Source organism: Neorhizobium sp. P12A (assembly GCF_008365395.1).
GTDB lineage: Bacteria > Pseudomonadota > Alphaproteobacteria > Rhizobiales > Rhizobiaceae > Rhizobium.
Window position 1 is genome coordinate 404,249 of record NZ_QOVX01000002.1, and the last position, 24,456, is coordinate 428,704.

Genomic DNA, 24,456 nt, shown 5'->3' on the forward strand with positions numbered 1-24,456 from the left:
CTTTCACCGACCGGACCCTTTAGAGGATCGCCCACGCCAGCGGTTAACAACATCGCTGCAACACGCACCCGTAGCTCAGCTGGATAGAGCACCAGACTACGAATCTGGGGGTCAGGAGTTCGAATCTCTTCGGGTGCGCCATTTCTCTCCTTTTTCTAAGAATACTGACGCGATAGTTGCTGCTAGGCGATTGGCTTCTTGACTCGATATGCGTCGACCTAATACCTGCGGCGCCTGGTGGACGCGCTGAGATAGCCAAATGCAAGCGCCACGGCGGCGACCGCGATGCCGGTGCTGATCACGCCCGCCGGCGTTATCCTGGCACTGCCCTGTAAGGTAATGTACTTCCCCACGCGCAGATCGAAGACTGATTTCATCTCCTCCGGATGCGAGGGGACCGTGGTTGAAGAATCTTCCTGAACAACTGTCATTTTGAGGCTCCGGTGCAATGTGCCTCGGCCGAACCTTCATTCTGAGGCGGGCCTTAAGACTTGGTCGACGCCACGATAGCACAGCAACTTCTGCTTTCATCCCGTCCGGCGCCACATTTTTATCTGGCGGCAATCAGGTTGATCTCCCAAAAAGAAGGCCGGCTAAGGGAGCCGGCCAGGGGGAAGGTTTTCCTGGGAACCTTCATCAGGGGAGCATCGGATGAGGAAAACGATTCGATGTGTTTCATTGTATGGCTGCAGCCCCGTCAAACAACCCGCGCCAATCTAGGGGATCGTGCCAAAACGATAAGGAATACATAGAAAAATCGGAACGGCATCGGCGTTCGGTCGTTGAGAATAGGTCACCACCTCAACAATGGAGACGATAATGAGCAAGACCGATGCACACGAAATCCAGAAGAGGACCGAGCGGCAGGTCGAAAATACCAGCGCCGGCGGTCATCTCGGCGGTACCTATTTCGGTCAGCAGCCCGATGGCAAAACCGCTTCCGCGACAGCCAAGGTGGGGCCTAAGTCCCGCGCCAACGACGGAAGCAACTAGCTGCGTCAGAATTCAGACCGGAAACCCCGCCATAGAGCGGGGTTTTCTGGTTTTAGGCTTCATTGCTACATTCACCTGGGTACAAAGAGTTAACATTGCTTAAAATGCTAAAATATAAGAAAATACGTCCACGAAGATCTTGAAAAGCTTCTTTCAAGGGTAGGAGGGTGCGATGACTCTTGCGATCAACGATACGGCTCCGGATTTTCACGCGCAGACAACCGAAGGCCCGATACGGTTTCATCACTGGATGGGAGATTCCTGGGCTGTGCTTTTCTCGCATCCCAAGGACTACACGCCCGTTTGCACGACCGAACTCGGCTATATGGCGAGGATCAAACCCGAATTCGACAAGCGCGGTGTCAAGATCATCGGCCTCTCGGTCGATCCGCTCGACCGCCATGCGGGTTGGGCAAAGGATATCCAGGAAACACAGGGCGCTGCCCCGAATTTCCCGATGATCGCAGACGTCGACTACAATGTATCGAAACTGTACGGCATGCTTCCGGCGCCGGTATCTGGCGATCCGACAAAGCGTACGCCGGCCGATAACCAGACCGTCCGCAACGTTTTCGTCATCGGCCCGGACAAGAAGATCAAGCTGATCATGGTCTATCCGATGACGACAGGCCGCAATTTCGATGAGGTCCTGCGGGTGATCGACTCACTCCAGCTGACGGCGAGCCACAGGGTCGCGACGCCGGTCAACTGGAAGCGTGGGGAAAAGGTCATCATCGCCGGCTCCGTCAGCGACGAGGAAGCAAGGGCGCTCTATCCGGAAGGCTGGCTTGCGCCGAAGCCCTATATCCGCATCGTGCCGCAGCCAAAGTGATAGCGACCAGCATTCCTATATCCGGGCAGATTTGCGCAAAGGGAGCCGACTGTGATCTTCCGCCAGCTTTTCGACAGCGTTTCCGGCACATATACCTACCTCATTGCCAGCCGACGCGGCGGTGAGGCGTTGATTATCGATCCCGTGCTTGAGAAGGTCGACCGCTACCTCAAGCTCATCGAGGAGCTCGACCTCAAGCTGGTCAAGGCCGTCGACACCCATCTGCATGCCGACCACGTCACCGGACTGGGTGCTCTGCGCGACCGCACCCACTGCACGACGGTCATGGGTGAGCAGACCCTTGCCGACGTCGTTTCCATGCGCGTCACCGAAGGTGATCGTGTCTCGATCGAGGGGCTGAGCCTGGATGTGCTCTATACGCCCGGGCACACGGACGATTCCTATTCCTTCCTGATGGGCGGTCGCGTCTTCACCGGCGACACGCTGCTCATTCGCGGCACCGGCCGCACCGATTTCCAGAACGGCAATCCGCGCGACCAGTATAATTCCATCTTCAACAAGCTGCTCAAATTGCCGGATGAAACGCTGCTCTACCCCGCGCATGACTACAAGGGCGACACCGTCTCGACCATTGGCGAGGAAAAGATGTTCAATCCGCGCCTGCGGGTAAAATCGGTCGATGAATATATCGACCTGATGAACAATCTGAACCTGCCCAATCCGAAGATGATGGATGTGGCCGTGCCGGCCAACATCCATGTCGGCCTGCATCAGGACGAGATCGCGCGGAAGGGCTGGGCCGTTTCAGCCGCTGATGCCATGGTGCTGAGGGGCCGTCCCGACATCGCGATCGTGGACCTGCGCGAAAGGTCGGAGCGTGAAAGGCACGGAACGATCCCGGGCGCGCTGCATGCGCCCTATCCCGACTTGCTGGAAAATATCGGCATCGGCGGCGTACTGCATGAGCTGGCGGAGACGACAGGCAAGCGGATCGTCTTCTATTGCGCCTTCGGCGAGCGCTCGGCCATGGCAGTGCAGGCGGCCCAGGATGCCGGTCTCAAAGGCGCCTGCCATATCGAGGGCGGCATCGACGCCTGGAAGAAGGCGGATGGGCCGATCGTGCGGTAACGATGACGCCTCGTTTTGATATGATCGCCCTCCGGCGCGTTTTGCCCGCGTCGGCGACAAACCTGTGTCTGAACTTATAGCTGAAGGCGGCTCTCGCTGACTGGCTCAGGGGCAAAAGGGATTGCCTCCTGGGGGCTCAGCAGGCCTGCCGTATCCGCGACCAGATGGGTGTCGATGAATTCCAGGTAATCGGTAATCAAGCCGCTGTCTGAAAATGTGAGCCTGTCCAGCAGCTCGGTCTCGATGACTGCGCCTGACGGAACGAAGCAGACTTTCCCGGCGCGGTGGACGAAGGCCGTGTTGCCATCGACGTGGAGGCTGATGATGTGCAGTTCCGACAAGTCCCAGTCGTCCACGAGTGCGCCCATGGCGGCCCGCAGGGATTCTTCGCCCCGGACCAGCTGGGTGATAGGCCCCAGCTGGTTGCTTCCGGCGATACGGAAGCTGCAGTCCGGGTCGAGCATTGCGATCATGGCGTCGAGATCGTTCCTGTTTCGAGCGCTGTAGAATGTCCGAACGGTGCTTTCGAGTTCGCTGCGGTCAACCATCGAAATAACCCTCCTCTTCGATGAGATGAATTTGCGCTTATTTTAGCAATGTCGCAACTTATGGTACGCTTCTTTTCGAAAGGACGATCGAGATGGAAAACACCGCCCTGCTCGGAACATGGAAAATGATCTCCTGGACGCGCGAGGTCGTCGCAACGGGCGAAATCGCCGATGCCATGGGCGCAAATCCCGTCGGCTACATCGCCTATCATGCGGACGGCCGGATGATGGCGACGGTCTTTCGTCGCGACCGAGGCAAGCCCATGGCCTCGGCGCCAACCGACAAGGAAAAGATCGGGCTGTTCGACACGATGCTCGCCTATTGTGCCGCATACACTCTGGAAGACGGCAAGGTGATCCATCATGTGGAGGGAGCCTGGAACCCGATTTGGGAGATGGATCTTGTCCGTCCCTTCATGCTTGACGGCGACGAGCTTCTGATCAGCGACGCGCCAGGAATCGACCCGAGGACGGGCGAAGCCGTGATTTTCCGGCTGAGGTTTCGAAAGGTCTGACGTCTTTCGCAGTACCGGGCGGAAAGACTATCGCTTGCCCGGTTGATCCTTGTGTTCGCCGTGATGAGTCCGCAGTGGAACCTCCGGCAGGAAGAACAGCACGATCAGGGCGAGCAGAACGATGATCGTGCCTGCGGTAAAGGTCGTTGCGACCGCGCGCCGGTAGACCACGAGAGCGGCCGCCTGTGTTTCCGGCGAGACATTGGCAAGCGCGCCCACATTGCCCTCCGTCAGCGGCGGCAGGTTCATGCCGCTCACCTGGCGCGCCAGGATGGCGCCGGAACCGGTGACGCCGATCAGGCCGCCGAGCGATCGGAAGAAGGCGAGCGTCGCCGTGCCGACGCCGCGATGGGTGAAGGGCAGGGCGTTCTGAACCGCGATCGTCATGTTCGGCATGACAAGGCCGAGACCGAGGCCGAGCGCAAAAACGGCGGGCTCGATGACGACAAAGCCCTGGCTGGTCGCCGCACCCCAGGATAGGACGGCAAAGGCGATCGTTGCCAGCGTCAGCCCGAAGACCTGCGCGGGCTTGTAGCGGCCCGACCGCGGCAGCAGCACGCGACCGTTCACCATGGACGAGATGACGACGCCGATCATCAGTGGTCCGGTCAGGAAGCCCGAATGTGCAGCGCTCACGCCCATGACGACCTGGAAGAACAGCGGGAAGAACAGGCTGGCCCCGAGCATGCCCATGAAAGCTAATGCCATAACGACGGAAGCGATGACGAAGGTGCGGTTGTTGAAGAGGTCGAGCGGCAGCACCGGCTCCGGTTCGCGCCGCACATGGAAGACGAAGAAAATCCCGGCCACGAGAGCCAGCGCCACAAGGCCGATGATATTGGGCGAATTCCACGGCCATTCGGAGCCACCAAGCGCGAGGACCAGCAGGAAACTCGTCGTGCTGATGGTGAGCAGCGCCGCGCCGAGATAGTCGATCCGCCGGCTATGCGACTGATGCGGCCGCTTCAGCGCACGGCCGATCATGACGAGCGCAACGGCGCCGACCGGCAGGTTGACGTAGAAGATCCAGTGCCATGACAGAAGATCGGTAATGACGCCGCCGAGAACCGGGCCGATGACGCTGCAGACGGCAAAGACCGCGGCGATCGAGCCTTGGCTGCGGCCGCGCTGGGCGGGTGGAACGAGATCGCCTATGATGATCTGCGCAAGCGGCAGCAATCCGCCCGCACCGATACCCTGGATCGCGCGGAAGATGATCAGCTGCAACAGGCTTTGCGCCGCGCCGCTGAGCACCGAGCCCAGGAGGAAGATCAGGATTGCCACGTAGATCAGCGGCTTGCGGCCATACTGGTCGCTGAGCTTGCCGTAGAGCGGCATGGTGCTGGTGGAGGCAAGCACATAGGCACTGACGACCCAGGAGAGATGCGTGATGCCGCCGAGGTCGCTGACGATGCGCGGCAGGGCGGTCGCAACGATGCTCTGGTCGATCGCGCCCAGCCCGAGAACGATCATCAGGCCCAGTATGACGGCGCGAATTTCGCGGCGATCCGGCTGTCCAGCGCCATCCTGTGGCGCAGCCGCCACCGTATTCTGCTTTCCTGTCGTCATTTGCCGATCTCTCCGAGCGGGCCGATGGCGCCGCGAATAGCCCTACGTTCGGATGTGGATAGCTTCGAAAGCTCGAAGGCCAGCCAGTCCGTGCGCCGGCGCTTGATATTGTCGATGACAGCGCATCCTTCAGGCGTAGCGACCAGCCCGCTGCGGCGCCCGTCCGTTGGATCAGGCGCGCTGCGGGTGACGTATCCCGCCTGTTCCATCGTCTTGATGTGGCCGCTTATCGTCGGGCCACGCAGCTTTTCCAGACGGGCGAGTTCGGCCACGCCGATCCCCGGCTGGCGGATGATGGCGACCAGCAGCAATGCTTGTAGCGGCGATATGTTGGGGTCGTCGCTCTCCCGGCGAAGCTGTCGATAGAGCCGATGGAGCACCGGGCGCAGCTCTTCAGCCAGCGCCATCGCATCCTCCATGTCCTGCAAAAGTCCGTCTCCAGCCATGACAAAGCCTATAGATAGGTTTCCTACCTATCTATAGGCCGCCCTTGCGCCGTCAAGCAAGCGTGCAAAAGCCCGCGCACGAATAATTGAGCGCGGGCTTCTATGAGAGAGGCGGAACCGATCAGGCGCCAGTATTCGTCGAGCTGGAGGACGTTGTGCCGGTGCTGGAAGCGGTCGAGCCGGATGCGCTTGAGTCAGCAGATCCAGCCGATGCCGCCGGCCAGCTGAGGTAATAGAACTGGTTGCCGACCTGGCCGAAATAGGATTCCTCTCCCGTGACCTTGTCGGTGTAGCTGCCGTCGCTGTTCTTGACGAAGGCGGCGTCCGAGCCGCGGGTCAGATGGGCGTTGAGAAAATCGTTCCAGTCCTGCGTCGGAACCGTGGTCGCATCGTTGCCGGTGGTGTCCGTGCTGGTAGAGCCCGTGTTGTCGGAATTATCCGGGTTCCAGGCCGTGATGGACTGACCGGCGGTCGGGTCGGTGACCGTCAGCGTGCCATTCGCGATCGCATTCAGCATTGCCTGAGCCTGGCCGCTGTCGCCGTTCTGGACCGCGGTCTGAAGATTGCTCTGCAGGAGCGACATGAAATCGGAAGACGTCATGTCGGGATCATCGGTGCTGGCGCCGGTAGTAGGCTCGCTCGCACTCGTCTGGTCGGTAGACGGGAGACCGTTGAGCAGGCTGGTCAGCGATGCCTGGGATTGTGATGGCAGGTTGGAAACATCACCGAAGTCTCCCAACAGGGGATCATCGGAGCTTGAAGACGTGGGCACGTCGGTCTGCAGCATCTGCAGGGCGAGCTGGGCCGATATCAGGCGGGTTGTAGCGAGCGCGGAAACCATGAGTGCATTTTCCCTGGGTAAGGCACCCCGGCAAAATGCCGCCGGCGCCGCGATGACGGATTAAAGCTCTCCGGCAACCGTCGGCACGATGGGCAAGATGGCGCCCGCCATGGCCCGATGACCGGCCAATGAACTCCATTGGCCCGATCGTATGATCATAAACTTACGCGGGGCTGGCGGGATCGGCCGGCCGTTCAGGCGGCTTCGGGCACCGGGATCTTCAATCCTGTCAATCCCTCGGAGACGTCCCAGAGCCGCTTCCACACAGCCTTGTCCAGTGCGCGGGGCACGATCTTTGCAAGTTTCGGCGGCCCCTTGAGTTCGTAGAAGCCGTTGGGTCCATACATGACGCCGCCCTGGGCGCTCGGCGAGGTGGCGGCGAGAAGTGTAGGCAGGGCGCCCTCGGCAGCCGAATGGGAAAGGTAAGGCTCCAGAAAACTGCCGAGGCGTTCGAGTGCGGACATGGTATCGCGATCCCATGATCGGCCGGCGCTCTGCAGGCCGGTGCGGGCATAGCCGGGATGGGCGGCCGTGCTCATCAGGTTCCAGCCGGCGGCGCGTGCGCGTCGCTCCAGCTCCAGGCTGAACATCAGCGTCGCAAGCTTCGACTGGCAGTAGGCCTTCCAGGGCGTATAGCGCTTTTTTGCCTGCAGATCGTCGAAGTCGATCCTGCCGCCCCGGTGGGCAAGGCTGCTGACCGTGATGACCCGTGGCGTGCGGGCTGCAAAGACCTTCGGCAGAAGCCTCATGTTGAGCGCGAAATGGCCGACATAGTTCGCGCCGAACTGCATCTCGAACCCGTCTACCGTCTCGTGTCGCGTCGGAATGGACATGACGCCAGCATTGTTGATGAGAAGATCGATGTGCGAAACAGAATCCGCAATGCGCCGCGCACAATCCGCCACGGAGGAGAGGCGCGAAAGATCCAGCGGCTCGAAGGAGACTTCGCCGCCGGCATGGGCTGCGCGGATACTCGCCAGCACCTCCGCACCCTTCTTCTCATTGCGCGAGGCAATGATCACGCGCGCACCGGCGTCGGCAAGCGCCTTGGCCGTCTCATAGCCGATGCCGCTCGTGGCGCCGGTAACAACGGCAATACGGCCCGTCTGCGGCGGAATATCCCTGATGGTGAAATTCGACATTAGGTTTCTCCTCTAAGCTAGAGGTTGGGTGATCGGAGCCAAAATATAAATATTGCATTTAATGCAAAAATACAATAGATATAATTATGCATTAGGATGTCGCGCCATTGTGACGTGAAATTACCATGGCTGGAGGCCTTCATGCCTTTGAATTGCCACGCTGTTCCGCCCTACGTCTGCGCCATATTCGAAATCGTCGTCAAAGATTGGATAGTCTCAATGAATGCAGTTTCGGCCACGCCATGCTCCGATTTCGTTCAGTTCTTCCGCTCCTGGATCACCAATCCCCGGCAGGTTTCGGCAATCGCGCCATCGGGAGAAACGCTTGCGCGGATCATGACGCGGGAAATTGCGGTGGAGAACGGTCGTGTGTTGGAACTCGGGCCGGGAACCGGCGTCTTCACGCGGGCTCTTCTCTCCCGTGGCATCGATGAAGCGGATCTTACGCTCATCGAATTCGGCTCCGAGTTTGCCGATGTCCTGAAGAAGCGTTTTCCGCATGCTCGGGTGCTGCAGATGGATGCGTCCCGGATTGCCCAATGCGGCCTGTTTGAGAACTCGCCCTTTGGCGCCGTTGTCAGCGGGCTGCCGCTTCTTTCGATGCCGCCGCTGATGATCACCGGCATCGTGGGCGGCGCCTTCAGCGTCCTGAAATCAGGAGGCGCCTTCTATCAGTTTACCTATGGCCCGCGTTGCCCGGTGCCGCGCCATATCCTCGATCGGCTTGGCCTTGAGGCTATCCGCGTCGGCGGAACGGTGCGAAACCTGCCGCCCGCCAGCGTCTACCGGATTTCGCGTCGAAAGCCGCTTGAGGTCTCGCCTCGCAAGCACAGATATCGTAGCAGGGATGTGAACGCCGATATCGCGACACTTGCTGCCGAACTGGCAGCCAGAAGCAATGCGATGGAGGCGGCGGGGACGGAATCGAGACTTTAATGGCAGACGACAGGCATATGGACGGGGATGTGAGGGAAGGTCGCCGCGAGCGCAAGCGGCGCCAGACGCGGGAACGCATTGAGCAGGCGGCCATGAGGCTCTTCCTCGAGCGCGGCTTCGAGGCAACGACGATCGAGGATATCACGGAGGCGGCTGACGTCTCCAAGCGCAGCTTCTTCGACTATTTCCCGAGCAAGGAGGAGGTCGTCTTTGCCTGGCAGGACGCCTTTGCCGATGGGCTCGCGGCCGCCATTTCCGCCCGGCCTGCCGGTGAGCCGGTCGTGAAGGTCATCGAGGAATCCTTGACTTCAGCCATCGTGGCCGCCGCCGATCCGCAAAGCGTGGCGCTTGGCGATCTCATCCGCAACACGCCGGCGCTCTGCGCCCGCGACCAGCTCAAATACACCAAGCTCGAGCAGAAATTGACCGAAGCCCTGTCTGCGCGCGCGGGCGATAGCGAGGAGGAGCCTTTTCGCATGCGTCTTCTCTCCGCCATTGTCGTCGGTGCAATGCGCGCCGGCGGTGAAAGATGGCACCAAATGCCAGAAAAGGGGCCGCTCGAGGCCTTCGCACGTGAGATCTTCCGCGACCTCTGGAAGGTGCTGGCAAGCTTCGGTAAAGAGATCAACTCTGAGAGTGATAAAGGTTGACCCCACAGCAATTCCAGCAAAAGTGTCAAACGGTTTTGCGTTCGGAATTGCGTCAAAACTCTAGGTCAGCGCGCCGGCCGTCTGCGGCTTGATGCCGTTCCCGCGCCTGCGCAGGAAGTCGATCAGAGCTCTGAGCTTGGCCGGCACGCGCCGGCGGTCAGCATAGTAGAGCGTCAGGCCCGCAAGATCGGGGCTCCAGTCGGAAAGAATGCGAACCAGGCGCCCATCATCCAGGAAGCGGTCGATATAGCCGTTGATCATATAGGCAATGCCGATGCCGTCGAGCGCAGCCTGTGTCAGCGCCGCTGAATCGTTGAGAATGAGGCGGCCGCTGACTGCGAGTTCGATCTTCTCTCCATCCTTCTCGAATTCCCAACGCTCGATCTGGCCGCTGCTCGAATGGCGGAAACCGATGCAATTGTGATTGAGCAGATCTCGCGGATGTCTCGGCACGCCATAGCGTGAGAGATAGTCTGGTGACGCAATGATGTGCGCATCGATTGCCGGGCCGATCTTCAGGGCGACCATATCCTTCTGCACCAGATCGCCGAAGCGGATGCCGGCGTCGAACCCTTCGCTGACAATGTCCACCAGCGACGCCTCGATGCGCACTTCCAGCCCGATATCGGGATAGGCATCGAGAAAATCGCGCAGGATCGGCTGAAGGGCTATCATATAGCCTGCCCGCGCGACATTGATGCGGAGCAATCCGGCGGGCCGATCCGACGCCTCGCCAAGCTCGGTCGCTGCAGCTGTCAGATCGCGCACGGCGGGAACGACGCGTTCGAGATAGCGTGAACCGGCTTCCGTCAGGCTGACGCTTCGCGTCGTGCGGTTGAAGAGGGCGAGCCGCATCCGCTGTTCGAGCTTGCTGATCGACTGGCTGACTGCGGAAGGAGAAACGCCGAGCCGCACGGCTGCTGCTGAAAAGCTCTTTTCTTCGGCCACGATGACGAAAGTCACCAAGCCATCCAGCATGTCCTGACGCATGAAATCCTCCGCTGCCAGATCGAGATTAATCAGTTTTTCTAAAAAGGGTATCGCCCATTGATCAGATTATCGAAAATGTCAGGGCGGTTTATCTTCCTCCTACCCAACAAGGAGTATTGCCGATGCCAGACACCAAGACATTCTTCATCACCGGCGTATCGACCGGTTTCGGTCGTGCGCTTGCTGAAGCCGCACTTGCAGATGGTCATAAGGTCGTCGGCACTCTGCGTAACGAACAGGCCCGCAGCGAATTCGACGCGCTGAAGCCGGGTCATTCCTTCGGCAGGCTGCTTGAGGTGACGGATACCGCTGTCATTGCGCCCGTTATCGCCGAGGTGGAAGGGAACGTCGGCGGCATCGACGTGCTGGTCAACAATGCCGGTTACGGCCACGAGGGATTGCTGGAGGAATCGACGATCGAGGATCTGCGCCGCCAGTTTGAAGTCAATGTTTACGGCCCCGTCGCTGTCATGCAGGCAGTGCTGCCCTATATGCGCAAGCGCAGGAGCGGCCGGATACTCAACATCACGTCGATGGGCGGGATTACGACGTTTCCGGGAATCTCTTTTTATCATGGCAGCAAGTTCGCGCTGGAAGGCATATCGGAAAGCGTGGGCAAGGAAGTCAGGAGTTTCGGCATCTATGTGACGGCCATCGAGCCGGGCGGATTCCGCACCGACTGGGCCGGCCGTTCCATGGTTCGTGCGGAGCGATCGATATCGGATTACGACGAGGTTTTCGAACCGCTGCGTGCACGCCGCCTGGAACGCAGCGGCAAGCAGGCCGGCGATCCGAAAAAAGCAGCGGACGCAATGCTGAAGCTGGTTGCATCGGACAATCCGCCGACCCATCTCCTGCTTGGTCGCGATGCGATCGATTTCGTACGAGAAAAGCTCGGGCTGCTGAAGACCGAATTTAATGCCTGGGAGCCGGTATCGAGCTCCACGGATTTTGAGTGAGCACTGAAACATTTTTGTTAGGAAGGAAAAGACCATGTCTGATTTGAACGCAGCAAGATCCGGTACTTTCAAGATCGGCGGTGACCTCAGCGTCAATCGTCTCGGCTTCGGCGCGATGCGCATCACGGGCCGTGGCATCTGGGGCGAGCCGGAAGATCACGCAGAATCCATCCGCACCCTGAAGCGCCTGCCGGAACTCGGCATCAATTTCATCGATACCGCCGATTCCTATGGCCCAGATGTTTCCGAGCGCCTGATCAAGGAAGCACTCCATCCCTACAGCAAGGTCGTCATTGCCACCAAAGCCGGTCTTACCCGCACGGGTCCAGACCAGTGGATCCCGCTTGGACGCCCTGAATACTTGCTCCAGCAGGTGCACAAGAGCCTGCGCAATCTCGGTGTCGAGCAGATCGACCTCTGGCAGTTGCACCGCATCGATCCGAAGGTTCCCGCCAAGGAACAGTTCGACGCCGTCAAGTCTTTGCTCGACAGCAAGCTTATCCGTCATGCCGGTCTGAGTGAAGTCTCCGTCGCCGACATCGAGGCCGCTTCGAAGGTCTTCAAGGTCGCGACGGTCCAGAACCGTTACAATCTCGTCGACCGCACCAGCGAGGATGTTCTCGACTATTGCGAAAAGCACAATATCGGCTTCATCCCCTGGTTCCCGCTCGCGGCCGGCGATCTTGCCAAGCCCGGCTCGCTGCTCGATACGATTGCGAAGAAGCACAATGCCGCGCCGAGCCAGATAGCGCTCGACTGGGTACTGAAGCGCAGCCCCGTCATGCTGCCGATCCCCGGTACCTCTAAGGTCAAGCACTTGGAAGAAAACGTCGCTGCCGTGAACATCACGATCTCCGACGAGGAGTTCAAGGCCCTCGACGCGGAAGGCAAGAAGCTGTTCAAGGCCGCGTGATGCTTCTGGTTTGCGGAGTTTGAAGACCGCACAGGCAGAACAAAGGGGGCGCGTGACGCCCCCTTATTTTTTTCATCGTCGTGATGTTCCATGGAAGAGGCGGCGGCCCTCGTCATCTCGCGGACGAGGCCGACGAAAGCCGTCAGTGCCGCAGTGGGATGTCGGTGCCTTGGGTAGTAAAGGCAGATGCCGGGAAAGGGCGGTGTCCACTCTTCAAGAAGATGCACCAGCCGCCCTTCGGCTATGTCCTTTGCCACATTATCGACGATGAGATAGCCAATGCCCGCGCCGCCGAGCACGGCTTCGCGCATTAGTACAGCACTTTGCAGCGTCATCGGCCCCCTGGTGTCGATCCGGATTTCCTCGCCGCGACGCTCGAATTCCCATCGATAGACGGTGCCGCTTGGCAGCCGTAACCTGATGCAGTCATGCGCGAGAAGATCCTGAGGGGTCTGTGGTGCTTCTCTTCTCTCGAGATAGGAGGGCGCGGCCACGACGGCGAAGCGCTCTTCCGGCTTCAGCATGATCGCGATCATGTCCTGCGGCACGGTTTCGACCAGCCTGATGCCGGCGTCATATCCCTCCGCCACGATATCGACCATTCGCCCCTCGGTCGTGATATCAAGATGGACATCGGGATAACGCTTCTGAAATTCCAGCAGGATCGGCATCAGGCGGTGCCGCGCCGCGCCTTCCGAAGTGTCGATCCGAAGCGTCCCGCTCGGCTTGGCACGAAACTGGTTGATGGCTTCCACGGCGCCCGAAATGTCGCGCAGGGCGGGACCGACGCGCGCCAGGAATTCTTCGCCCGCTTCCGTTGGGGATACGCTTCGGGTGGTCCGGTTGAAAAGCCGAACGCCGATCCGCGTCTCCAGCGTCGCGACGGCGTGGCTGACCGCCGAAGGCGACATGCCGAGTTCAAGCGCTGCAGCACGAAAATTGCGCGTCGTCGCCACGATGACGAATGCATTCAGTTCGACCAAACCTGCCATACGCATTGTGCGATTTCCCTCATGAACCCATTCGAAAATATGCTGGTTATCCGCACAGTGCCAGCGGCTTATTTTGAGGCTCGAACCAAATGCTTCGCGAAAGGGAAGAGCATGAAAAAGACAATTCTGATCACCGGCGCCTCATCAGGCATTGGTAAGGCATCGGTGAAACTCTTTGCCTCCAGGGGCTGGAACGTCGTCGCCACGATGAGAAATCCCGATCGGGAAAAGGAACTGAACGGGCTGGACGATGTCCTCGTGTCGAGGCTCGACGTGCAGGATCGCCAGAGCATCGCCGAAGCGATCGAAGCCGGCATCGACCGCTTCGGTAGGATAGATGCCCTCGTCAACAACGCCGGTTACGGTCAGAACGGCATTTTCGAGGCAGTCCCGCGCGAGAAGGTCATCGAACAATTCGATGTCAACGTCTTTGGGGTGATGGATGTCACCCGCGCCATCTTGCCCCATTTTCGCAAGAACAAGACCGGTATGATCATCAATGTCAGTTCCGGTGCCGGGCTTTTTACATTGCCGATGATATCGCTCTACTGCGCCAGCAAATTCGCCCTGGAAGGCTTCACGGAAGCGCTGTCCTATGAGCTTTTGGCGCTCAACATTGGCGTAAAGCTGGTGATACCGCATGGCGGCGTCAGCGAGACCACTTTCGTAGAGCGCGCGACGCAGGGCGGAACGGACAATGTCACGCCGCCGGATTACCACGCCTTTCTGCAAAGTTCGCAGCAGGCCTTTGCAAGAATGGCTGCCGCCCGCACCATGAATTCTGCAGACGTCGCTGCCATCGTTCATGAAGCCACGACCGACGGCACGGATCGCCTGCGTTATCTCGTGGGAGACGATGCGCGCGGCTTCATCAAGGCCCGTCGGGAAATGACGGATCAGGGCTACATAGACTTCATGCGCGCCCATTTTGCGACTGCAAATTAGGCAGAAATCTCTTCAGTCCGCCGTTGCTCATCGTTTTTTCAGGAGTTTCGGAAGGAAGCTATGCGGTAAATGCATTACTGCATTGCGGCAAAACCTCTAGGAATGTCTGCTCTCAATCTATATCTACTCCCTCGAAGGCAGCGCACTCCTCCTCCCAGCGCTCCTTCGTCGACTGGCAACACTCCTCCTCCTCCCAGTTGCCAGTCAGGATCAAGAGCCCGATGCATCCTCCTCCCGCATCGGGCTCTTTCATTTTCCGAACTTCCGTTCAAATACGCAGGCTCAATCGCCGATCCGGGCTGTGCCCTTCTGGCCATTGTCGCGTGTCCAGCGGACACGATCCTCACCGGCGCGCTCCAGGCTGTAGCAATTCGTGTTTCCCTGGTACCATGTCTGGAACTGCTGGCAGAGCTTGTTGTCCTTGATCCACCATTTGCCCGTATCGGTCGGCTTGCCGAAGGCGGCAAAGCCAAGCGCTCTGCCCGTGCCCTCCAGCTGTCCCGAAGTGTGATAATTCAGCGGTAACTCACCGCCGAGAGGGGTTGCGACATACATCGTTCTGCCGATGATGTCGCTGCGTATGTCGTTCGCGGTCATGACTTCGGCCAGCGCCAAGGCCGGCAGAAGCAACGCCAATGCGAAAATGACGAGCGAAACCGATCTCATTGCCCTATCTCCTGATTTTCGGAATCGCTAAAATAAGGGCGTAGACGAAGAAAAGTTCCAGAAAAATCGACCTGCTTTGCTGCTGAGGCCGCGTTTGGCTAGTGGATTCGTCAAAAAAATCTAGGCAGATCGCGTCGCCTGATATATCACAACTTCAGTTAGTTCGGCGCGGGTGGATCGCCGCCATAAATATTCGACGCGGGGACAGCTTGGGAGACGGTCCGCAGGTTGTGATCGTTGCGGCTGCCGGGGTGATCCGTGCAGCATTTCGGGCTTACGTTTCGGCGACGACAGCGCGGCTGATGGCCGATATGATCACGGACATCACGCCCGCGGTCGACATGACCGCGTTCCGCATCAATCGCTATTAGGAGGATAGCCAATGCCCGACACGTCAAAACCAGTAGCCCTAATCACCGGCGGTGGCCGCGGCATGGGTGAGGCGATCGCCCGCGAACTCCATTCGAACGGCTATCGCCTGGCGCTGATGTCGCCTTCGGACAGCTGCGAGAAACTGGCGAAAGAATTGGGTGGCGTCGCCTCGCGCGGCGTGGCCGAAAAGGCCGAGGACATCAAGGCGATCTTCGACCTGACGATGAAGAGCTACGGCCGCATCGACGCCGTCGTCAACCACACCGGCCATCCGCCGAAGGGCGATCTGCTCGATATATCGGACGAAGACTGGACGCTCGGCTCCGACATGATGATCCTGTCCCTCGTGCGCATGGCCCGTCTCGTGACGCCGGTCATGCTGGAGCAGGGCAAGGGCGCTTTCGTCAACATCACCACCTTTGCGGCCTATGAGCCGTCGCTGGTCTTTCCTGTTTCCTGCACCTACCGTGCTGCCGCGGGCGCCTTCACCAAGCTCTATTCGGATCGCTATGCGGCCAACAATATTCGCATGAACTGCATATTGCCCGGCTATATCGATAGCCTCAACCACAAGCCCGAGACCGCCGACAAGATCCCGATGAAGCGCATCGGCCACATGGAGGAAATCGCCAAGACGGCAGCCTTCCTGCTGTCCGATGGCGCAGGTTATATCACCGGCCAGAACATCCGCGTCGACGGCGGCGTAACAAGACATGTCTGATTGGAGAAAATGAAATGAGATGGAAGCGTACGATCCAGCTTCTGGATGTTCATGCCGAAGGCGAGATCGGCCGGGTGGCGATCGGCGGCGTGCCGAAGATCCCGGGCAAGACAGTTGCCGAGCAGCTGCACTGGATGAACACCGATCCCAAGGGCCAGGAGCTGCGCCGTTTCCTCGTGCTCGAACCGCGCGGCACGCCGATGGGCTCCGTCGTGCTTTTGCTTCCCGCCAAGCATCCGGATGCTGATGCTGGCTTCATCGTTCTGCAGCCGGACCAGGCGCATGCAAGCTCGGGCTCGAATTCCATCTGCGCCACGACCGCGCTCCTGGAGTCCGGCATGGTCGAGATGAAGGAGCCGGAAACGGTGGTCACGCTCGATACCGCTGCCGGCATCGTCAAGGCGGTCGCCACCTGCCGCGATGGCCGCTGCGAAAAGGTCAAGCTGACCATGGTGCCGTCCTTCGTGCATGAGCTTGATGTCGCCCTCGACACACCAAACTGGGGTCGCATAAAGATCGACATCTGCTATGGCGGCATCTTCTATGCGCTGGTCGATGTCGGTCAGGTCGGCCTTACCATCGAGAAGTCGAATGCCGCGGCCTTGGTACAGGCCGGCATGGTCCTCAAGGACCTGATCAACAGCTCGATCCCGGTCGTTCACCCCGAAATCCCGGCGATTGCAGGCGTCGCTTACGTCATGTTCCGCGATATCGATCCGGATGGCTCGGTACGCACCTGCACGACCATGTGGCCCGGCCGCGTCGACCGTTCGCCCTGCGGCACCGGCAGTTCGGCCAATCTGACCACCATGCACGCCCGCGGCAAGGCCAAGGTCGGCGATATCTTCAAGTCGCGTTCGATCATCGGCTCGGAGTTCGAAGTCGGACTTTCCGCGGAAACGACCGTCGCGGGCAAGCCGGCGATCATCCCGACCATCGCAGGTCGCGGCTTCACCTTCGGCCTGTCGCAGGTGGCACTCGATCCCTTCGATCCGATGGCCGAAGGCTTTGCGCTGACAGATGTCTGGGGCCCCCTTGCGGGCGGTATCGGCGACGGACGCTGAGCGAATAGAGGTTCGGACATGTGACCATGTCCGAACCTGAATTTTACCGGATCGGAACCACCGGTCGCCCGGGCTCCACGCCCGGCAGGTCGGTCGAGAAGGCGAGGTCCTTCTGCGCCTCCAGCGCGGTAAGCCGATCGGTCAGGGCCTTGTGGATCATGGTATAGGCGTCGCTGCCAAGAACGATGCGCTTCGGAGCGGGAGACTGGGCCACGCTGGCAATCATGGCCGCTGCCATCTTGGCGGGATCTCCCGGCGGGACACGTGAACCCTCTTCGACCATCCGCCGCACCATGCCCGCAGGCGTATCCGCGTAGGCGTCTATCTTCGGGCCGAGCTTGGCGCTGGAAAACGCGAACTCCGTGCGTGCGCCGCCCGGCTCGACTATCGTGGCTTCAATGCCGAAGGGCGCAACCTCCTGCATCAGCGCTTCGAAGAAGCCTTCGATACCCCATTTGCTGGCATGATAGAGCGAGCCGCCGGGATAGGCGATCTGACCGCCGACGGTCGATACCTGAATGATCCGGCCGCTGCGTTGTGCCCGCAGATGCGGCAATGCCGCGCGTACCATCTGGATCGAGCCGACAAGGTTGGTATCGAGCTGATGCCTGATCTGCTCGTCCGTCAGCTCTTCCGCAGCACCAAACAGGCCGTAGCCGGCATTATTGACCACGACGTCGATCGTGCCCAGTTCAGAAAAGGCCTTGTTGACCACCCGACGAATGGCCGGCGTATCGGTCACGTCGAGATGCGCCAGCCATAGCAGATCGCCATAGCGCGCCTTCAGCTCGCTCATCGCGTCCATCTGCCGGACGGTCCCGGCGACACGATCTCCCCTTGCCAGAAGCTGCTCCGTCATCTGTCGGCCGAGGCCGCTGTTCACGCCGGTAATCAACCATGTGCGCTGCGTCATCGCAAAACTCCTTCATCGAATTTTATAACTAACTAGTCAGTTAGAAAATATGTCTATCTAACCGTTTAGTCAATTGCTATTCCGAAGATGGACGAATGGAGGTCCGGATGCGGAACGCCGAGGCGACACGGGAACGGATATTGGACGCTGCCATGGCGGAATTCTCGACCTATGGCATTGCAGGTGCACGCGTCGATCGCATTGCAAAGGCTGCCGGCTGCAACAAGAACCTGATCTATATCTATTTCGAGAACAAGGAGACGCTGTTCTCCACCGTTCTCCAGAAGCACCTGCTCGGCGTCTACGAGGAGATGCCGTTCACGCCGGAAGACGTGCCGGGTTACGCCGGGCGTTTTTTCGATTTCGCCATGGCGCATCCTGACCTGATGCGATTGATGACATGGTTCGGCCTGGAACAGAGGCCGGAAGGCTCGTCCGAGCGGATCGCATCCTTTATTGCCAAGACGGAGGCGCTGCAGAAGGCTCAGGACGAGGGCATCGTTGGCTCGACCTTCCCGCCGCGCTTCCTGCTGACCGCGCTGATGGCGCTCGCAACAGCTTGGACCGCCACCAATCCCTTCGGACCGTCACTCGACCCTGAGGCCGTGGAGCACCAGGCGGCGCTGAAACGCGATATCGTCAAGGCCGTCACGCTTCTCACTGCGCCCGATCGCATCAGCGACTGAAGCACGTGCGCCGGACCTGAGTTTCAATCGCCCTTCGGATAGATCACGCCCTTGCGCAGGATGATATTGCCGTAGAGCCGAGGTTCGCTCGTCTGGATCAGCGCATGCGCCTGCCGGACGCGCTCGTAAAAGTCCTTGGGCAGCAGCGGTACGACCTTGATGTCGGGCACGTGGCGCGCGCAGCAGGCGATCATTTCTTCATGCACAGGGTCGGCGGCATCGCGATCCTGTTTGACGGTGGCGCGGAAGATTGCGTGATCGACGAAGTCGTCGATCGGCAGCACGCTGAGAATGGCGTCGAGCACGGGGATCGTACCGTGCCCGTCAAGTCGGATCAGGCGCCTGGCATGCTCCAGGCCCGGATAGTTGCCGTCGACGATGGCGATCTCGTCGCCGTGCCCCATCGCGCGCAGCGTAAAGAGAAGGTCGGGGCTCAGCAGTGGGTCAAGGCCCTTCAGCATGCTCGATTTCCTTGAAGAGGACATTCTGGTCGATGAGATAGCGGGCAAAGATCGGCAGGCTGGCGCCGCCGATGGCGCGTGCCTGGGCACCGACGATACCCTCGACAATATCGGGCATCACCACGCCCTGCAAATCCAGCTTCCTCGCTTCACGGATCGTCGCGTGCACGACGCGCTCCCTGACCCAGCCGGGAAAACCGCCGTCGATGACGGCGGCGCTGAAGTCGATGATCGAGGCGGCGGCGACGACTGCCTGCGCCAGCGCCTTGGCCGTCTCCTGTATCCAGGCTTCCAGCGGCTCGCCGAAATCGATCCAGTCGTCGGCGGAATACCAGAGCGGCTGCGGATCGATGCCGTGCTCCCGCAGCAAGTTTTCCAATACGAAGATCGATGCGATCTCGAGGAGCTGGACGCTCTCGCCGTTGTGGCCACGCACCGGCAGCGGGCCGATCGCGCCTGCCGTTCCCGTGCGTCCGCTGAAAATCGAGGAGTTCAGCACGATGCCGCCGCCGATGAAGGAGCCAATAAAGAAGTAGACGAAGTCTGGATAATGCGGTCCGACGCCGAAGACGAGTTCCGCGCCGCAGGCGCTGGTGGCGTCGTTCTGCAGGAAGACGGGGTAGGGCACCTTGTCTGATATCTCGGCCTGCAGATCGAAGCCGCGCCAGACCTCCATCGCCCCCTGTGGTGCGCCGACCTCTTCAGCCCAGTTCCAGAGTTCGAAGGGGGCCGCGATGCCGATGCCGGCCACGCGGCTGCGCTCTTTTTCGTCGAGCTTCGTCTCAAGTTCCTTGATTCCGGATGCGATGAAGCCGAGCAGGTCCTGGGGTAGTGGATAGGGATAGATCTTGTGCAGTTGCAGTCGGATGCGGCCGACAAAATCCATCAGCACCAGATCGGCGCTGCGCCGCCCGATCTTCACCCCGAAAGAGAGGACGGCATCCGGGTTGAGCCGCATCGGGATGGACGGTTGGCCGACCTTGCCGCGCACCGGCGCATCGCGCGTCAGAAGCCCTTCCTTCTCGAGTGCCCGCATGATCACGGAAACGGTCTGTGCAGACAGCCCGCTCCGACGGGCGACATCGGTCTTCGACTGCGCGCCATGGCGACGCACCAGCGAAAGCACGAGCCGCTCATTATAGGCACGCACGCGAACCTGGTTCGCGCCGCCGCTGGAATCGAGAATTTGAGGCGGAACAGGATTGTCCGTCCTCCTTAGGGATGACATGGGTCATCTCCTCCTGACCCTTGTGCACGATCCAGGGGCTTAAAAAAGGATCATGCAGATTCAAAGTGTTACAGCATCACTTGCCTTCTCCTCCAGACAAACGGCGCCGTCAAGCAGACTGCTCAAGTTATCGGCAGCATGCCACATTGGATTAATAATTCAATTGGATTTATTTATTGACAAGCCTATTTCCTTGGTTCTTAATTGTTGCCGTAAAGAATGCGGCAAGGCTTTTGGAGGAAGCCCGCATAGGAGAAATTCAACAGTCATTGTCGCGACTTTGATCCGGGACCGGAGGGTTCCGGCGTTTCATATTCTCGGGAGGATCATGTGAAAAAATCTGTTCTACTCGGCGCCGTTGCTGCGCTTGCCATGATGGGCAGCTCCGCCTTTGCGGCCGATGTCGTCGGCCTCATCACCAAGACCGATACCAACCCCTTCTTCGTCAAGATGAAGGAAGGTGCGCAGGCCAAGGCGAAGGAGCTCGGCCTCAATCTCCAGACCTTCGCCGGCAAGTATGACGGCGACAACGACAGCCAGGTTGCCGCGATCGAGAGCCTGATCTCCGCCGGCGCCAAGGGCTTCGCCATCGTGCCGAGCGATTCCAAGGCGATCGTTCCGACCATCGAGAAGGCCCGCAAGGCCGGCCTGCTGGTCATCGACCTCGACACGCCGACGGATCCGATCGACGCCGTCGACGCGACCTTCGCGACCGACAACTTCAAGGCTGGCCAGCTGATCGGCTCGTGGGCCGCCAAGACCATGGGCGACAAGGCCAAGGATGCGCATATCGCCTTCCTTGACCTAGCCGCAAACCAGCCGACAGTCGACTTCCTGCGCGACCAGGGCTTCATGAAGGGCTTCGGCATCGACATCAAGGATCCGAACCACTACGGCGACGAAGACGACAAGCGCATTTCCGGCCATGACGTGACCGGCGGCGCCGAAGAAGGCGGCCAGAAGGCCATGGAAAACCTTCTCCAGAAGGACCCGTCCATCAACCTCGTCTACACGATCAACGAACCGGCTGCAGCTGGTGCATGGCAGGCCCTCAAGGCTGCTGGCAAGGATGACGGCAGCGTCATGATCGTCTCGATCGACGGCGGTTGCCCGGGTGTCAAGAACGTCAAGGCCGGCGTGATCGGCGCAACCTCGCAGCAGTATCCGCTGCTGATGGCCGCAAAGGCCATGGAGGCAATCGCCGAATTCACGAAGGACGGCAAGAAGCCGGAAAAGACCCCGGGTCTGCAGTTCACCGACACAGGCGCAACGCTCATCACCGACAAGCCGGTCGATGGCGTACCGTCGATCACTTCGGACGAAGGTCTGAAGAAGTGCTGGGGCTGATATCAGCCTGATAGCCTGATCCGTCAATCGAAGGGACGGCCTTGCGGCCGTTCCTCACTGGACCGCGCAGGAAACACATCATGACCACTCCAAACGAAGCCAAAGGCCCCGCCGGGCCGGCTGATTACGAACGCGTCCTTTCGGGCAGCGACCAGAATGTCGCGAGCTTCGAAGAAGCCAAATCGCTCATCCGGCGCCTGCAGCACTTCCTGCATTCCAATCCCACGACCATTCCGCTGATCGTTCTTCTGATCGGCATCATCGTGTTCAGCATCTGGGTCGGCGGACGCTTCTTTGCGCCATTCAATCTGTCGCTGGTGCTGCAGCAGGTGACGATCATCGCCATCGTCGGCATCGCACAGACGCTTGTCATCTTGACAGCAGGTATCGACCTCTCGGTCGGCGCCATCGTCGTGCTCAGCCATGTCGTCATGGGCAAGCTTGCGATCGACATGGGCATGCCCGTGGCTTTCGCGTGGCTGATCGGCCTGTTGATCGGCATCCTCTGCGGCGCCTTCAACGGCACGCTGATCTCCTATTTCAAGCTGCCGCCCTTCATCGTGACGCTCGGGACATGGAGCGTCTTCGGTTCGCTCAATCTCTGGTATTCGCAGAGCCAGACCATCCGTGCCCAGGATATCGAGGCGGCCGCGCCCTTTCTGCAGTTCATGGGTACGCCGATCGGACCACACATCGCGCTCTTCGGCCTGAGCTTCAATATCGGCGCGCGCTTCATTCTCGGTTCCATCCTGATGCTGCTGATGGCGGCATTCGCCTGGTATGCCCTGACACGGACCGCGTTTGGCCGGCATATCTATGCGACCGGTGACGATCCTGAAGCAGCGCGCCTTGCCGGTATCAACACCTCGCGGACCCTCTTTGCCGTCTACACGATCGGTGGCCTTATCTGCGCCATCGCTGGCTGGGTGCTGATCGGCCGTATCGGCGCGGTCAGCCCGCAAGCAGGTGGCACCCTAAACATCGATTCGATCACCGCAGTCGTGATCGGCGGCACCAGCCTCTTTGGCGGCCGCGGTTCGATCGCAGGAACCTTGTTCGGCGCCCTGATCGTCGGTGTGTTCAGAAACGGCCTGCAGCTCGCCGGTGTCGACGTGCTCTGGCAGGAATTCGCGGTCGGCCTCCTTATCATCGTCGCTGTCGCGATCGACAATTGGATCAGAAAGGCTTCGGCATGAGCGAACAGCTTCAACCCGTTCTTCAGGGCCGCGGCCTCGTCAAACGCTATGGCCGCGTGACGGCCATGGACCACGCGGATTTCGAGCTTTTTCCCGGCGAGATCCTCGCTGTGATCGGCGATAACGGCGCCGGCAAGTCGACCCTGATCAAGGCGCTTGCAGGCGCGGTATCCCCCGATGAAGGCGAAATTCACCTGGATGGCAAGCCGGTTCATTTCCGCTCGCCGCTGGAGGCACGCGCCGCCGGCATCGAGACCGTCTACCAGAACCTTGCTTTGTCGCCGGCGCTCAGCATCGCGGAGAACCTTTTCCTCGGCCGCGAGCGCCGCTCGCCGGGCATTATCGGCACGCTGTTCCGCAAGCTCGACCGCCGCGGTATGCAGGCGGATGCGCGAAAGGCGCTGTCGAACCTCGGCCTGATGACGATCCAGAACATCAACCAGACGGTCGAAACGCTGTCAGGCGGCCAGCGCCAGGGTGTCGCGGTTGCCCGCGCGGCAGCCTTCGGTTCGAAGGTGGTCATCATGGACGAACCGACGGCAGCGCTCGGCGTTAAGGAGAGCCGCCGCGTGCTGGACCTGATCCTCGATGTGCGTTCCCGCGGCTTGCCGATCGTTCTGATCTCGCACAATATGCCGCATGTCTTCGAGGTGGCGGACCGCATTCACATCCACCGCCTCGGACGACGCCTGACCGTGATCAATCCCAAGGATTATTCCATGTCCGATGCCGTCGCCTTCATGACCGGCGCCAAGGCTCCGCCGGCGGAGACCGTTGCCGCATGACATCAACGATTGCAGACATCGCTGGCGATATCATTTCGCGCGCCGGCGACCGGAAACGCTTCATGATCGCCATTGCCGGCCCTCCGGGCGCCGGCAAGTCGACGCTGGCGGACAATCTCGCCAATGCCATCAAGGCGAGGGGAGAGAGCGCCGAGGTCCTGCCGATGGATGGCTTCCACATGGACAATGCCATCCTGATCGAGCGCGGACAGCTTGCCCGCAAGGGCATACCGGAGACTTTCGACATCCGCGCTTTCCTCGACATCATCAAGGCAGTGCGTCCGGGCGACCAAGAAGTCCTGGTTCCGGTCTTCGACCGTTCCCGGGAGCTTGCGATCGCCTCGGCCCGCGTCGTGTCGCCGGACCATCGCTTCATCATCGTCGAGGGCAATTACCTGCTTTTCAGCGAGGGGAAATGGGCGGAGCTGGAAGGCCAGTTCGATTATTCGATCATGCTGGCCCCGCCGATGGAAGTTCTGGAAGAGCGGCTCTGGGCGCGCTGGCGCGGTTACAAGCTGACCGAGGAGCAATCGCACGCCAAGGTCTATGAGAACGACCTGCCGAACGGCCGTCGAATTCTTGAAAACCGCCGTCCCGCCGACATCACGATCGAAGTCGTTCAGGATTGACGAGAGCGCTCGTTACAAATCATTCCGG

The 24,456-nt window shown here is 60.1% G+C and carries 28 protein-coding genes, 1 tRNA gene and 1 pseudogene; 18 read left to right on the top strand and 12 right to left on the bottom strand.

Annotated elements, in window-relative coordinates:
• The first annotated feature begins 64 nt into the window (after nt 1–64).
• Nucleotides 65–141, top strand: a tRNA-Arg gene (locus DTW90_RS08010).
• Nucleotides 142–218: 77 nt separating this feature from the next.
• Here the strand turns inward: DTW90_RS08010 and DTW90_RS08015 are convergent.
• A complete protein-coding gene (locus DTW90_RS08015; RefSeq protein WP_132520800.1) occupies nt 219–431 on the bottom strand; it encodes a hypothetical protein in 213 nt (70 codons plus the stop codon).
• A gap of 388 nt (nt 432–819) precedes the next feature.
• On the opposite strand from DTW90_RS08015, the gene DTW90_RS37030 reads away from it, so the two are divergent.
• The 3 genes from DTW90_RS37030 to DTW90_RS08025 all read left to right on the top strand — a co-directional run bounded on the left by DTW90_RS37030 (nt 820) and on the right by DTW90_RS08025 (nt 2,914).
• Entirely contained in the window at nt 820–993 is a 174-nt protein-coding gene (locus DTW90_RS37030; protein ID WP_165927784.1) for a hypothetical protein, read from the top strand.
• 172 nt (nt 994–1,165) lie between these two features.
• Complete coding sequence (locus tag DTW90_RS08020) at nt 1,166–1,825, top strand: peroxiredoxin (protein WP_132520803.1); 660 nt, start codon at nt 1,166–1,168, stop codon at nt 1,823–1,825.
• A gap of 51 nt (nt 1,826–1,876) precedes the next feature.
• The gene (locus DTW90_RS08025) at nt 1,877–2,914 is read left to right on the top strand and encodes an MBL fold metallo-hydrolase (protein WP_132520806.1); all 1,038 of its coding nucleotides are present in this window, start codon (nt 1,877–1,879) and stop codon (nt 2,912–2,914) included.
• Between the two features lie 74 nt (nt 2,915–2,988).
• Here the strand turns inward: DTW90_RS08025 and DTW90_RS08030 are convergent, their stop codons facing one another.
• Entirely contained in the window at nt 2,989–3,462 is a 474-nt protein-coding gene (locus DTW90_RS08030) for a nuclear transport factor 2 family protein (protein WP_132520809.1), read from the bottom strand.
• Between the two features lie 92 nt (nt 3,463–3,554).
• Between DTW90_RS08030 and DTW90_RS08035 the strand changes: the two genes are divergently transcribed.
• Nucleotides 3,555–3,977, top strand: coding sequence for a lipocalin-like domain-containing protein (locus DTW90_RS08035; protein ID WP_132520812.1), 423 nt, complete (start codon nt 3,555–3,557; stop codon nt 3,975–3,977).
• Between the two features lie 27 nt (nt 3,978–4,004).
• Here DTW90_RS08035 and DTW90_RS08040 read toward each other — a convergent pair whose 3' ends face one another.
• The 4 genes from DTW90_RS08040 to DTW90_RS08055 all read right to left on the bottom strand — a co-directional run bounded on the left by DTW90_RS08040 (nt 4,005) and on the right by DTW90_RS08055 (nt 7,975).
• Nucleotides 4,005–5,546, bottom strand: a complete 1,542-nt coding sequence (locus tag DTW90_RS08040; RefSeq protein WP_149337540.1) for an MDR family MFS transporter — start codon at nt 5,544–5,546, stop codon at nt 4,005–4,007.
• On the bottom strand, nt 5,543–5,992 hold the full coding sequence (locus tag DTW90_RS08045) for a MarR family transcriptional regulator (RefSeq protein ID WP_149337542.1): 450 nt from the start codon (nt 5,990–5,992) through the stop codon (nt 5,543–5,545). The genes DTW90_RS08040 and DTW90_RS08045 overlap by 4 nt, the downstream gene beginning before the upstream one ends.
• A 121-nt stretch (nt 5,993–6,113) precedes the next feature.
• Nucleotides 6,114–6,833: a hypothetical protein gene (locus DTW90_RS08050; RefSeq protein WP_188079901.1), complete on the bottom strand. Its 720-nt coding sequence runs from the start codon at nt 6,831–6,833 to the stop codon at nt 6,114–6,116.
• Between the two features lie 194 nt (nt 6,834–7,027).
• Nucleotides 7,028–7,975: an SDR family oxidoreductase gene (locus DTW90_RS08055; protein ID WP_149337544.1), complete on the bottom strand. Its 948-nt coding sequence runs from the start codon at nt 7,973–7,975 to the stop codon at nt 7,028–7,030.
• Nucleotides 7,976–8,194: 219 nt separating this feature from the next.
• Between DTW90_RS08055 and DTW90_RS08060 the strand changes: the two genes are divergently transcribed.
• Nucleotides 8,195–8,911 (top strand): methyltransferase domain-containing protein, encoded by a 717-nt coding sequence (locus DTW90_RS08060; protein WP_149337546.1) that lies wholly within the window; start codon nt 8,195–8,197, stop codon nt 8,909–8,911.
• Nucleotides 8,911–9,561, top strand: coding sequence for a TetR family transcriptional regulator (locus DTW90_RS08065; protein WP_149337548.1), 651 nt, complete (start codon nt 8,911–8,913; stop codon nt 9,559–9,561). The genes DTW90_RS08060 and DTW90_RS08065 overlap by 1 nt, the downstream gene beginning before the upstream one ends.
• Before the next feature lie 60 nt (nt 9,562–9,621).
• On the opposite strand, the gene DTW90_RS08070 is transcribed toward DTW90_RS08065, so the two are convergent.
• Complete coding sequence (locus DTW90_RS08070) at nt 9,622–10,551, bottom strand: LysR family transcriptional regulator (RefSeq protein WP_149337550.1); 930 nt, start codon at nt 10,549–10,551, stop codon at nt 9,622–9,624.
• Nucleotides 10,552–10,673: 122 nt separating this feature from the next.
• Here DTW90_RS08070 and DTW90_RS08075 point away from each other — a divergent pair, with 122 nt between their 5' ends.
• Both DTW90_RS08075 and DTW90_RS08080 read left to right on the top strand, forming a co-directional pair.
• Entirely contained in the window at nt 10,674–11,510 is an 837-nt protein-coding gene (locus DTW90_RS08075) for an oxidoreductase (protein ID WP_149337552.1), read from the top strand.
• A gap of 34 nt (nt 11,511–11,544) precedes the next feature.
• Nucleotides 11,545–12,423, top strand: a complete 879-nt coding sequence (locus DTW90_RS08080) for an aldo/keto reductase (RefSeq protein ID WP_132520836.1) — start codon at nt 11,545–11,547, stop codon at nt 12,421–12,423.
• A 173-nt stretch (nt 12,424–12,596) separates the two neighbouring features.
• On the opposite strand, the pseudogene DTW90_RS08085 reads toward DTW90_RS08080, so the two are convergent.
• Nucleotides 12,597–13,421, bottom strand: a pseudogene (locus DTW90_RS08085) (LysR family transcriptional regulator); the annotation flags it as partial.
• A 105-nt stretch (nt 13,422–13,526) separates the two neighbouring features.
• On the opposite strand from DTW90_RS08085, the gene DTW90_RS08090 reads away from it, so the two are divergent.
• Nucleotides 13,527–14,360: an SDR family oxidoreductase gene (locus DTW90_RS08090; RefSeq protein WP_149337553.1), complete on the top strand. Its 834-nt coding sequence runs from the start codon at nt 13,527–13,529 to the stop codon at nt 14,358–14,360.
• A gap of 282 nt (nt 14,361–14,642) precedes the next feature.
• Here DTW90_RS08090 and DTW90_RS08095 read toward each other — a convergent pair whose 3' ends face one another.
• Complete coding sequence (locus tag DTW90_RS08095; protein ID WP_149337555.1) at nt 14,643–15,026, bottom strand: hypothetical protein; 384 nt, start codon at nt 15,024–15,026, stop codon at nt 14,643–14,645.
• Nucleotides 15,027–15,235: 209 nt separating this feature from the next.
• On the opposite strand from DTW90_RS08095, the gene DTW90_RS37035 reads away from it, so the two are divergent.
• The 3 genes from DTW90_RS37035 to DTW90_RS08105 are packed head-to-tail and all read left to right on the top strand — an operon-like array spanning nt 15,236 to nt 17,183.
• Nucleotides 15,236–15,397, top strand: a complete 162-nt coding sequence (locus DTW90_RS37035) for a hypothetical protein (RefSeq protein WP_188079930.1) — start codon at nt 15,236–15,238, stop codon at nt 15,395–15,397.
• Between the two features lie 11 nt (nt 15,398–15,408).
• Nucleotides 15,409–16,119, top strand: a complete 711-nt coding sequence (locus tag DTW90_RS08100; protein WP_149337557.1) for an SDR family oxidoreductase — start codon at nt 15,409–15,411, stop codon at nt 16,117–16,119.
• A 14-nt stretch (nt 16,120–16,133) separates the two neighbouring features.
• Entirely contained in the window at nt 16,134–17,183 is a 1,050-nt protein-coding gene (locus DTW90_RS08105) for a 4-hydroxyproline epimerase (RefSeq protein WP_149337559.1), read from the top strand.
• Nucleotides 17,184–17,226: 43 nt separating this feature from the next.
• Here the strand turns inward: DTW90_RS08105 and DTW90_RS08110 are convergent, their stop codons facing one another.
• On the bottom strand, nt 17,227–18,096 hold the full coding sequence (locus DTW90_RS08110; RefSeq protein ID WP_149337561.1) for an SDR family oxidoreductase: 870 nt from the start codon (nt 18,094–18,096) through the stop codon (nt 17,227–17,229).
• A gap of 107 nt (nt 18,097–18,203) precedes the next feature.
• Here DTW90_RS08110 and DTW90_RS08115 point away from each other — a divergent pair, with 107 nt between their 5' ends.
• Nucleotides 18,204–18,782 (top strand): TetR family transcriptional regulator, encoded by a 579-nt coding sequence (locus tag DTW90_RS08115; protein WP_149337563.1) that lies wholly within the window; start codon nt 18,204–18,206, stop codon nt 18,780–18,782.
• Nucleotides 18,783–18,805: 23 nt separating this feature from the next.
• Here the strand turns inward: DTW90_RS08115 and DTW90_RS08120 are convergent, their stop codons facing one another.
• Complete coding sequence (locus tag DTW90_RS08120) at nt 18,806–19,243, bottom strand: RbsD/FucU domain-containing protein (protein ID WP_149337565.1); 438 nt, start codon at nt 19,241–19,243, stop codon at nt 18,806–18,808.
• Nucleotides 19,227–20,471, bottom strand: a complete 1,245-nt coding sequence (locus DTW90_RS08125) for an ROK family transcriptional regulator (RefSeq protein ID WP_149337567.1) — start codon at nt 20,469–20,471, stop codon at nt 19,227–19,229. Before DTW90_RS08125 ends, DTW90_RS08120 begins: the two co-directional genes overlap by 17 nt.
• Nucleotides 20,472–20,801: 330 nt before the next feature.
• Here DTW90_RS08125 and DTW90_RS08130 point away from each other — a divergent pair, with 330 nt between their 5' ends.
• The 4 genes from DTW90_RS08130 (at nt 20,802) to DTW90_RS08145 (ending at nt 24,428) form a co-directional block, all read left to right on the top strand.
• Entirely contained in the window at nt 20,802–21,818 is a 1,017-nt protein-coding gene (locus DTW90_RS08130; RefSeq protein ID WP_210251408.1) for a sugar ABC transporter substrate-binding protein, read from the top strand.
• A gap of 80 nt (nt 21,819–21,898) precedes the next feature.
• Nucleotides 21,899–23,014: an ABC transporter permease gene (locus DTW90_RS08135; protein ID WP_149337568.1), complete on the top strand. Its 1,116-nt coding sequence runs from the start codon at nt 21,899–21,901 to the stop codon at nt 23,012–23,014.
• Nucleotides 23,011–23,799, top strand: coding sequence for an ATP-binding cassette domain-containing protein (locus tag DTW90_RS08140; protein ID WP_132520866.1), 789 nt, complete (start codon nt 23,011–23,013; stop codon nt 23,797–23,799). Before DTW90_RS08135 ends, DTW90_RS08140 begins: the two co-directional genes overlap by 4 nt.
• The gene (locus tag DTW90_RS08145) at nt 23,796–24,428 is read left to right on the top strand and encodes a nucleoside triphosphate hydrolase (protein WP_149337570.1); all 633 of its coding nucleotides are present in this window, start codon (nt 23,796–23,798) and stop codon (nt 24,426–24,428) included. The genes DTW90_RS08140 and DTW90_RS08145 overlap by 4 nt, the downstream gene beginning before the upstream one ends.
• The last annotated feature ends 28 nt before the right edge of the window (nt 24,429–24,456 follow it).

What these genes read in the sequence shown, in the direction of transcription:
- DTW90_RS08015 (WP_132520800.1), bottom strand. Translation starts at nt 431, where the DNA reads ATGACAGTTGTTCAGGAAGATTCTTCAACCACGGTCCCCTCGCATCCG.
- DTW90_RS37030 (WP_165927784.1), top strand. Translation starts at nt 820, where the DNA reads ATGAGCAAGACCGATGCACACGAAATCCAGAAGAGGACCGAGCGGCAG.
- DTW90_RS08020 (WP_132520803.1), top strand. Translation starts at nt 1,166, where the DNA reads ATGACTCTTGCGATCAACGATACGGCTCCGGATTTTCACGCGCAGACA.
- DTW90_RS08030 (WP_132520809.1), bottom strand. Translation starts at nt 3,462, where the DNA reads ATGGTTGACCGCAGCGAACTCGAAAGCACCGTTCGGACATTCTACAGC.
- DTW90_RS08035 (WP_132520812.1), top strand. Translation starts at nt 3,555, where the DNA reads ATGGAAAACACCGCCCTGCTCGGAACATGGAAAATGATCTCCTGGACG.
- DTW90_RS08040 (WP_149337540.1), bottom strand. Translation starts at nt 5,546, where the DNA reads ATGACGACAGGAAAGCAGAATACGGTGGCGGCTGCGCCACAGGATGGC.
- DTW90_RS08045 (WP_149337542.1), bottom strand. Translation starts at nt 5,992, where the DNA reads ATGGCTGGAGACGGACTTTTGCAGGACATGGAGGATGCGATGGCGCTG.
- DTW90_RS08050 (WP_188079901.1), bottom strand. Translation starts at nt 6,833, where the DNA reads ATGGTTTCCGCGCTCGCTACAACCCGCCTGATATCGGCCCAGCTCGCC.
- DTW90_RS08055 (WP_149337544.1), bottom strand. Translation starts at nt 7,975, where the DNA reads ATGTCGAATTTCACCATCAGGGATATTCCGCCGCAGACGGGCCGTATT.
- DTW90_RS08060 (WP_149337546.1), top strand. Translation starts at nt 8,195, where the DNA reads ATGAATGCAGTTTCGGCCACGCCATGCTCCGATTTCGTTCAGTTCTTC.
- DTW90_RS08065 (WP_149337548.1), top strand. Translation starts at nt 8,911, where the DNA reads ATGGCAGACGACAGGCATATGGACGGGGATGTGAGGGAAGGTCGCCGC.
- DTW90_RS08070 (WP_149337550.1), bottom strand. Translation starts at nt 10,551, where the DNA reads ATGCGTCAGGACATGCTGGATGGCTTGGTGACTTTCGTCATCGTGGCC.
- DTW90_RS08075 (WP_149337552.1), top strand. Translation starts at nt 10,674, where the DNA reads ATGCCAGACACCAAGACATTCTTCATCACCGGCGTATCGACCGGTTTC.
- DTW90_RS08080 (WP_132520836.1), top strand. Translation starts at nt 11,545, where the DNA reads ATGTCTGATTTGAACGCAGCAAGATCCGGTACTTTCAAGATCGGCGGT.
- DTW90_RS08090 (WP_149337553.1), top strand. Translation starts at nt 13,527, where the DNA reads ATGAAAAAGACAATTCTGATCACCGGCGCCTCATCAGGCATTGGTAAG.
- DTW90_RS08095 (WP_149337555.1), bottom strand. Translation starts at nt 15,026, where the DNA reads ATGAGATCGGTTTCGCTCGTCATTTTCGCATTGGCGTTGCTTCTGCCG.
- DTW90_RS08100 (WP_149337557.1), top strand. Translation starts at nt 15,409, where the DNA reads ATGCCCGACACGTCAAAACCAGTAGCCCTAATCACCGGCGGTGGCCGC.
- DTW90_RS08105 (WP_149337559.1), top strand. Translation starts at nt 16,134, where the DNA reads ATGAGATGGAAGCGTACGATCCAGCTTCTGGATGTTCATGCCGAAGGC.
- DTW90_RS08110 (WP_149337561.1), bottom strand. Translation starts at nt 18,096, where the DNA reads ATGACGCAGCGCACATGGTTGATTACCGGCGTGAACAGCGGCCTCGGC.
- DTW90_RS08115 (WP_149337563.1), top strand. Translation starts at nt 18,204, where the DNA reads ATGCGGAACGCCGAGGCGACACGGGAACGGATATTGGACGCTGCCATG.
- DTW90_RS08120 (WP_149337565.1), bottom strand. Translation starts at nt 19,243, where the DNA reads ATGCTGAAGGGCCTTGACCCACTGCTGAGCCCCGACCTTCTCTTTACG.
- DTW90_RS08125 (WP_149337567.1), bottom strand. Translation starts at nt 20,471, where the DNA reads ATGTCATCCCTAAGGAGGACGGACAATCCTGTTCCGCCTCAAATTCTC.
- DTW90_RS08135 (WP_149337568.1), top strand. Translation starts at nt 21,899, where the DNA reads ATGACCACTCCAAACGAAGCCAAAGGCCCCGCCGGGCCGGCTGATTAC.
- DTW90_RS08140 (WP_132520866.1), top strand. Translation starts at nt 23,011, where the DNA reads ATGAGCGAACAGCTTCAACCCGTTCTTCAGGGCCGCGGCCTCGTCAAA.
- DTW90_RS08145 (WP_149337570.1), top strand. Translation starts at nt 23,796, where the DNA reads ATGACATCAACGATTGCAGACATCGCTGGCGATATCATTTCGCGCGCC.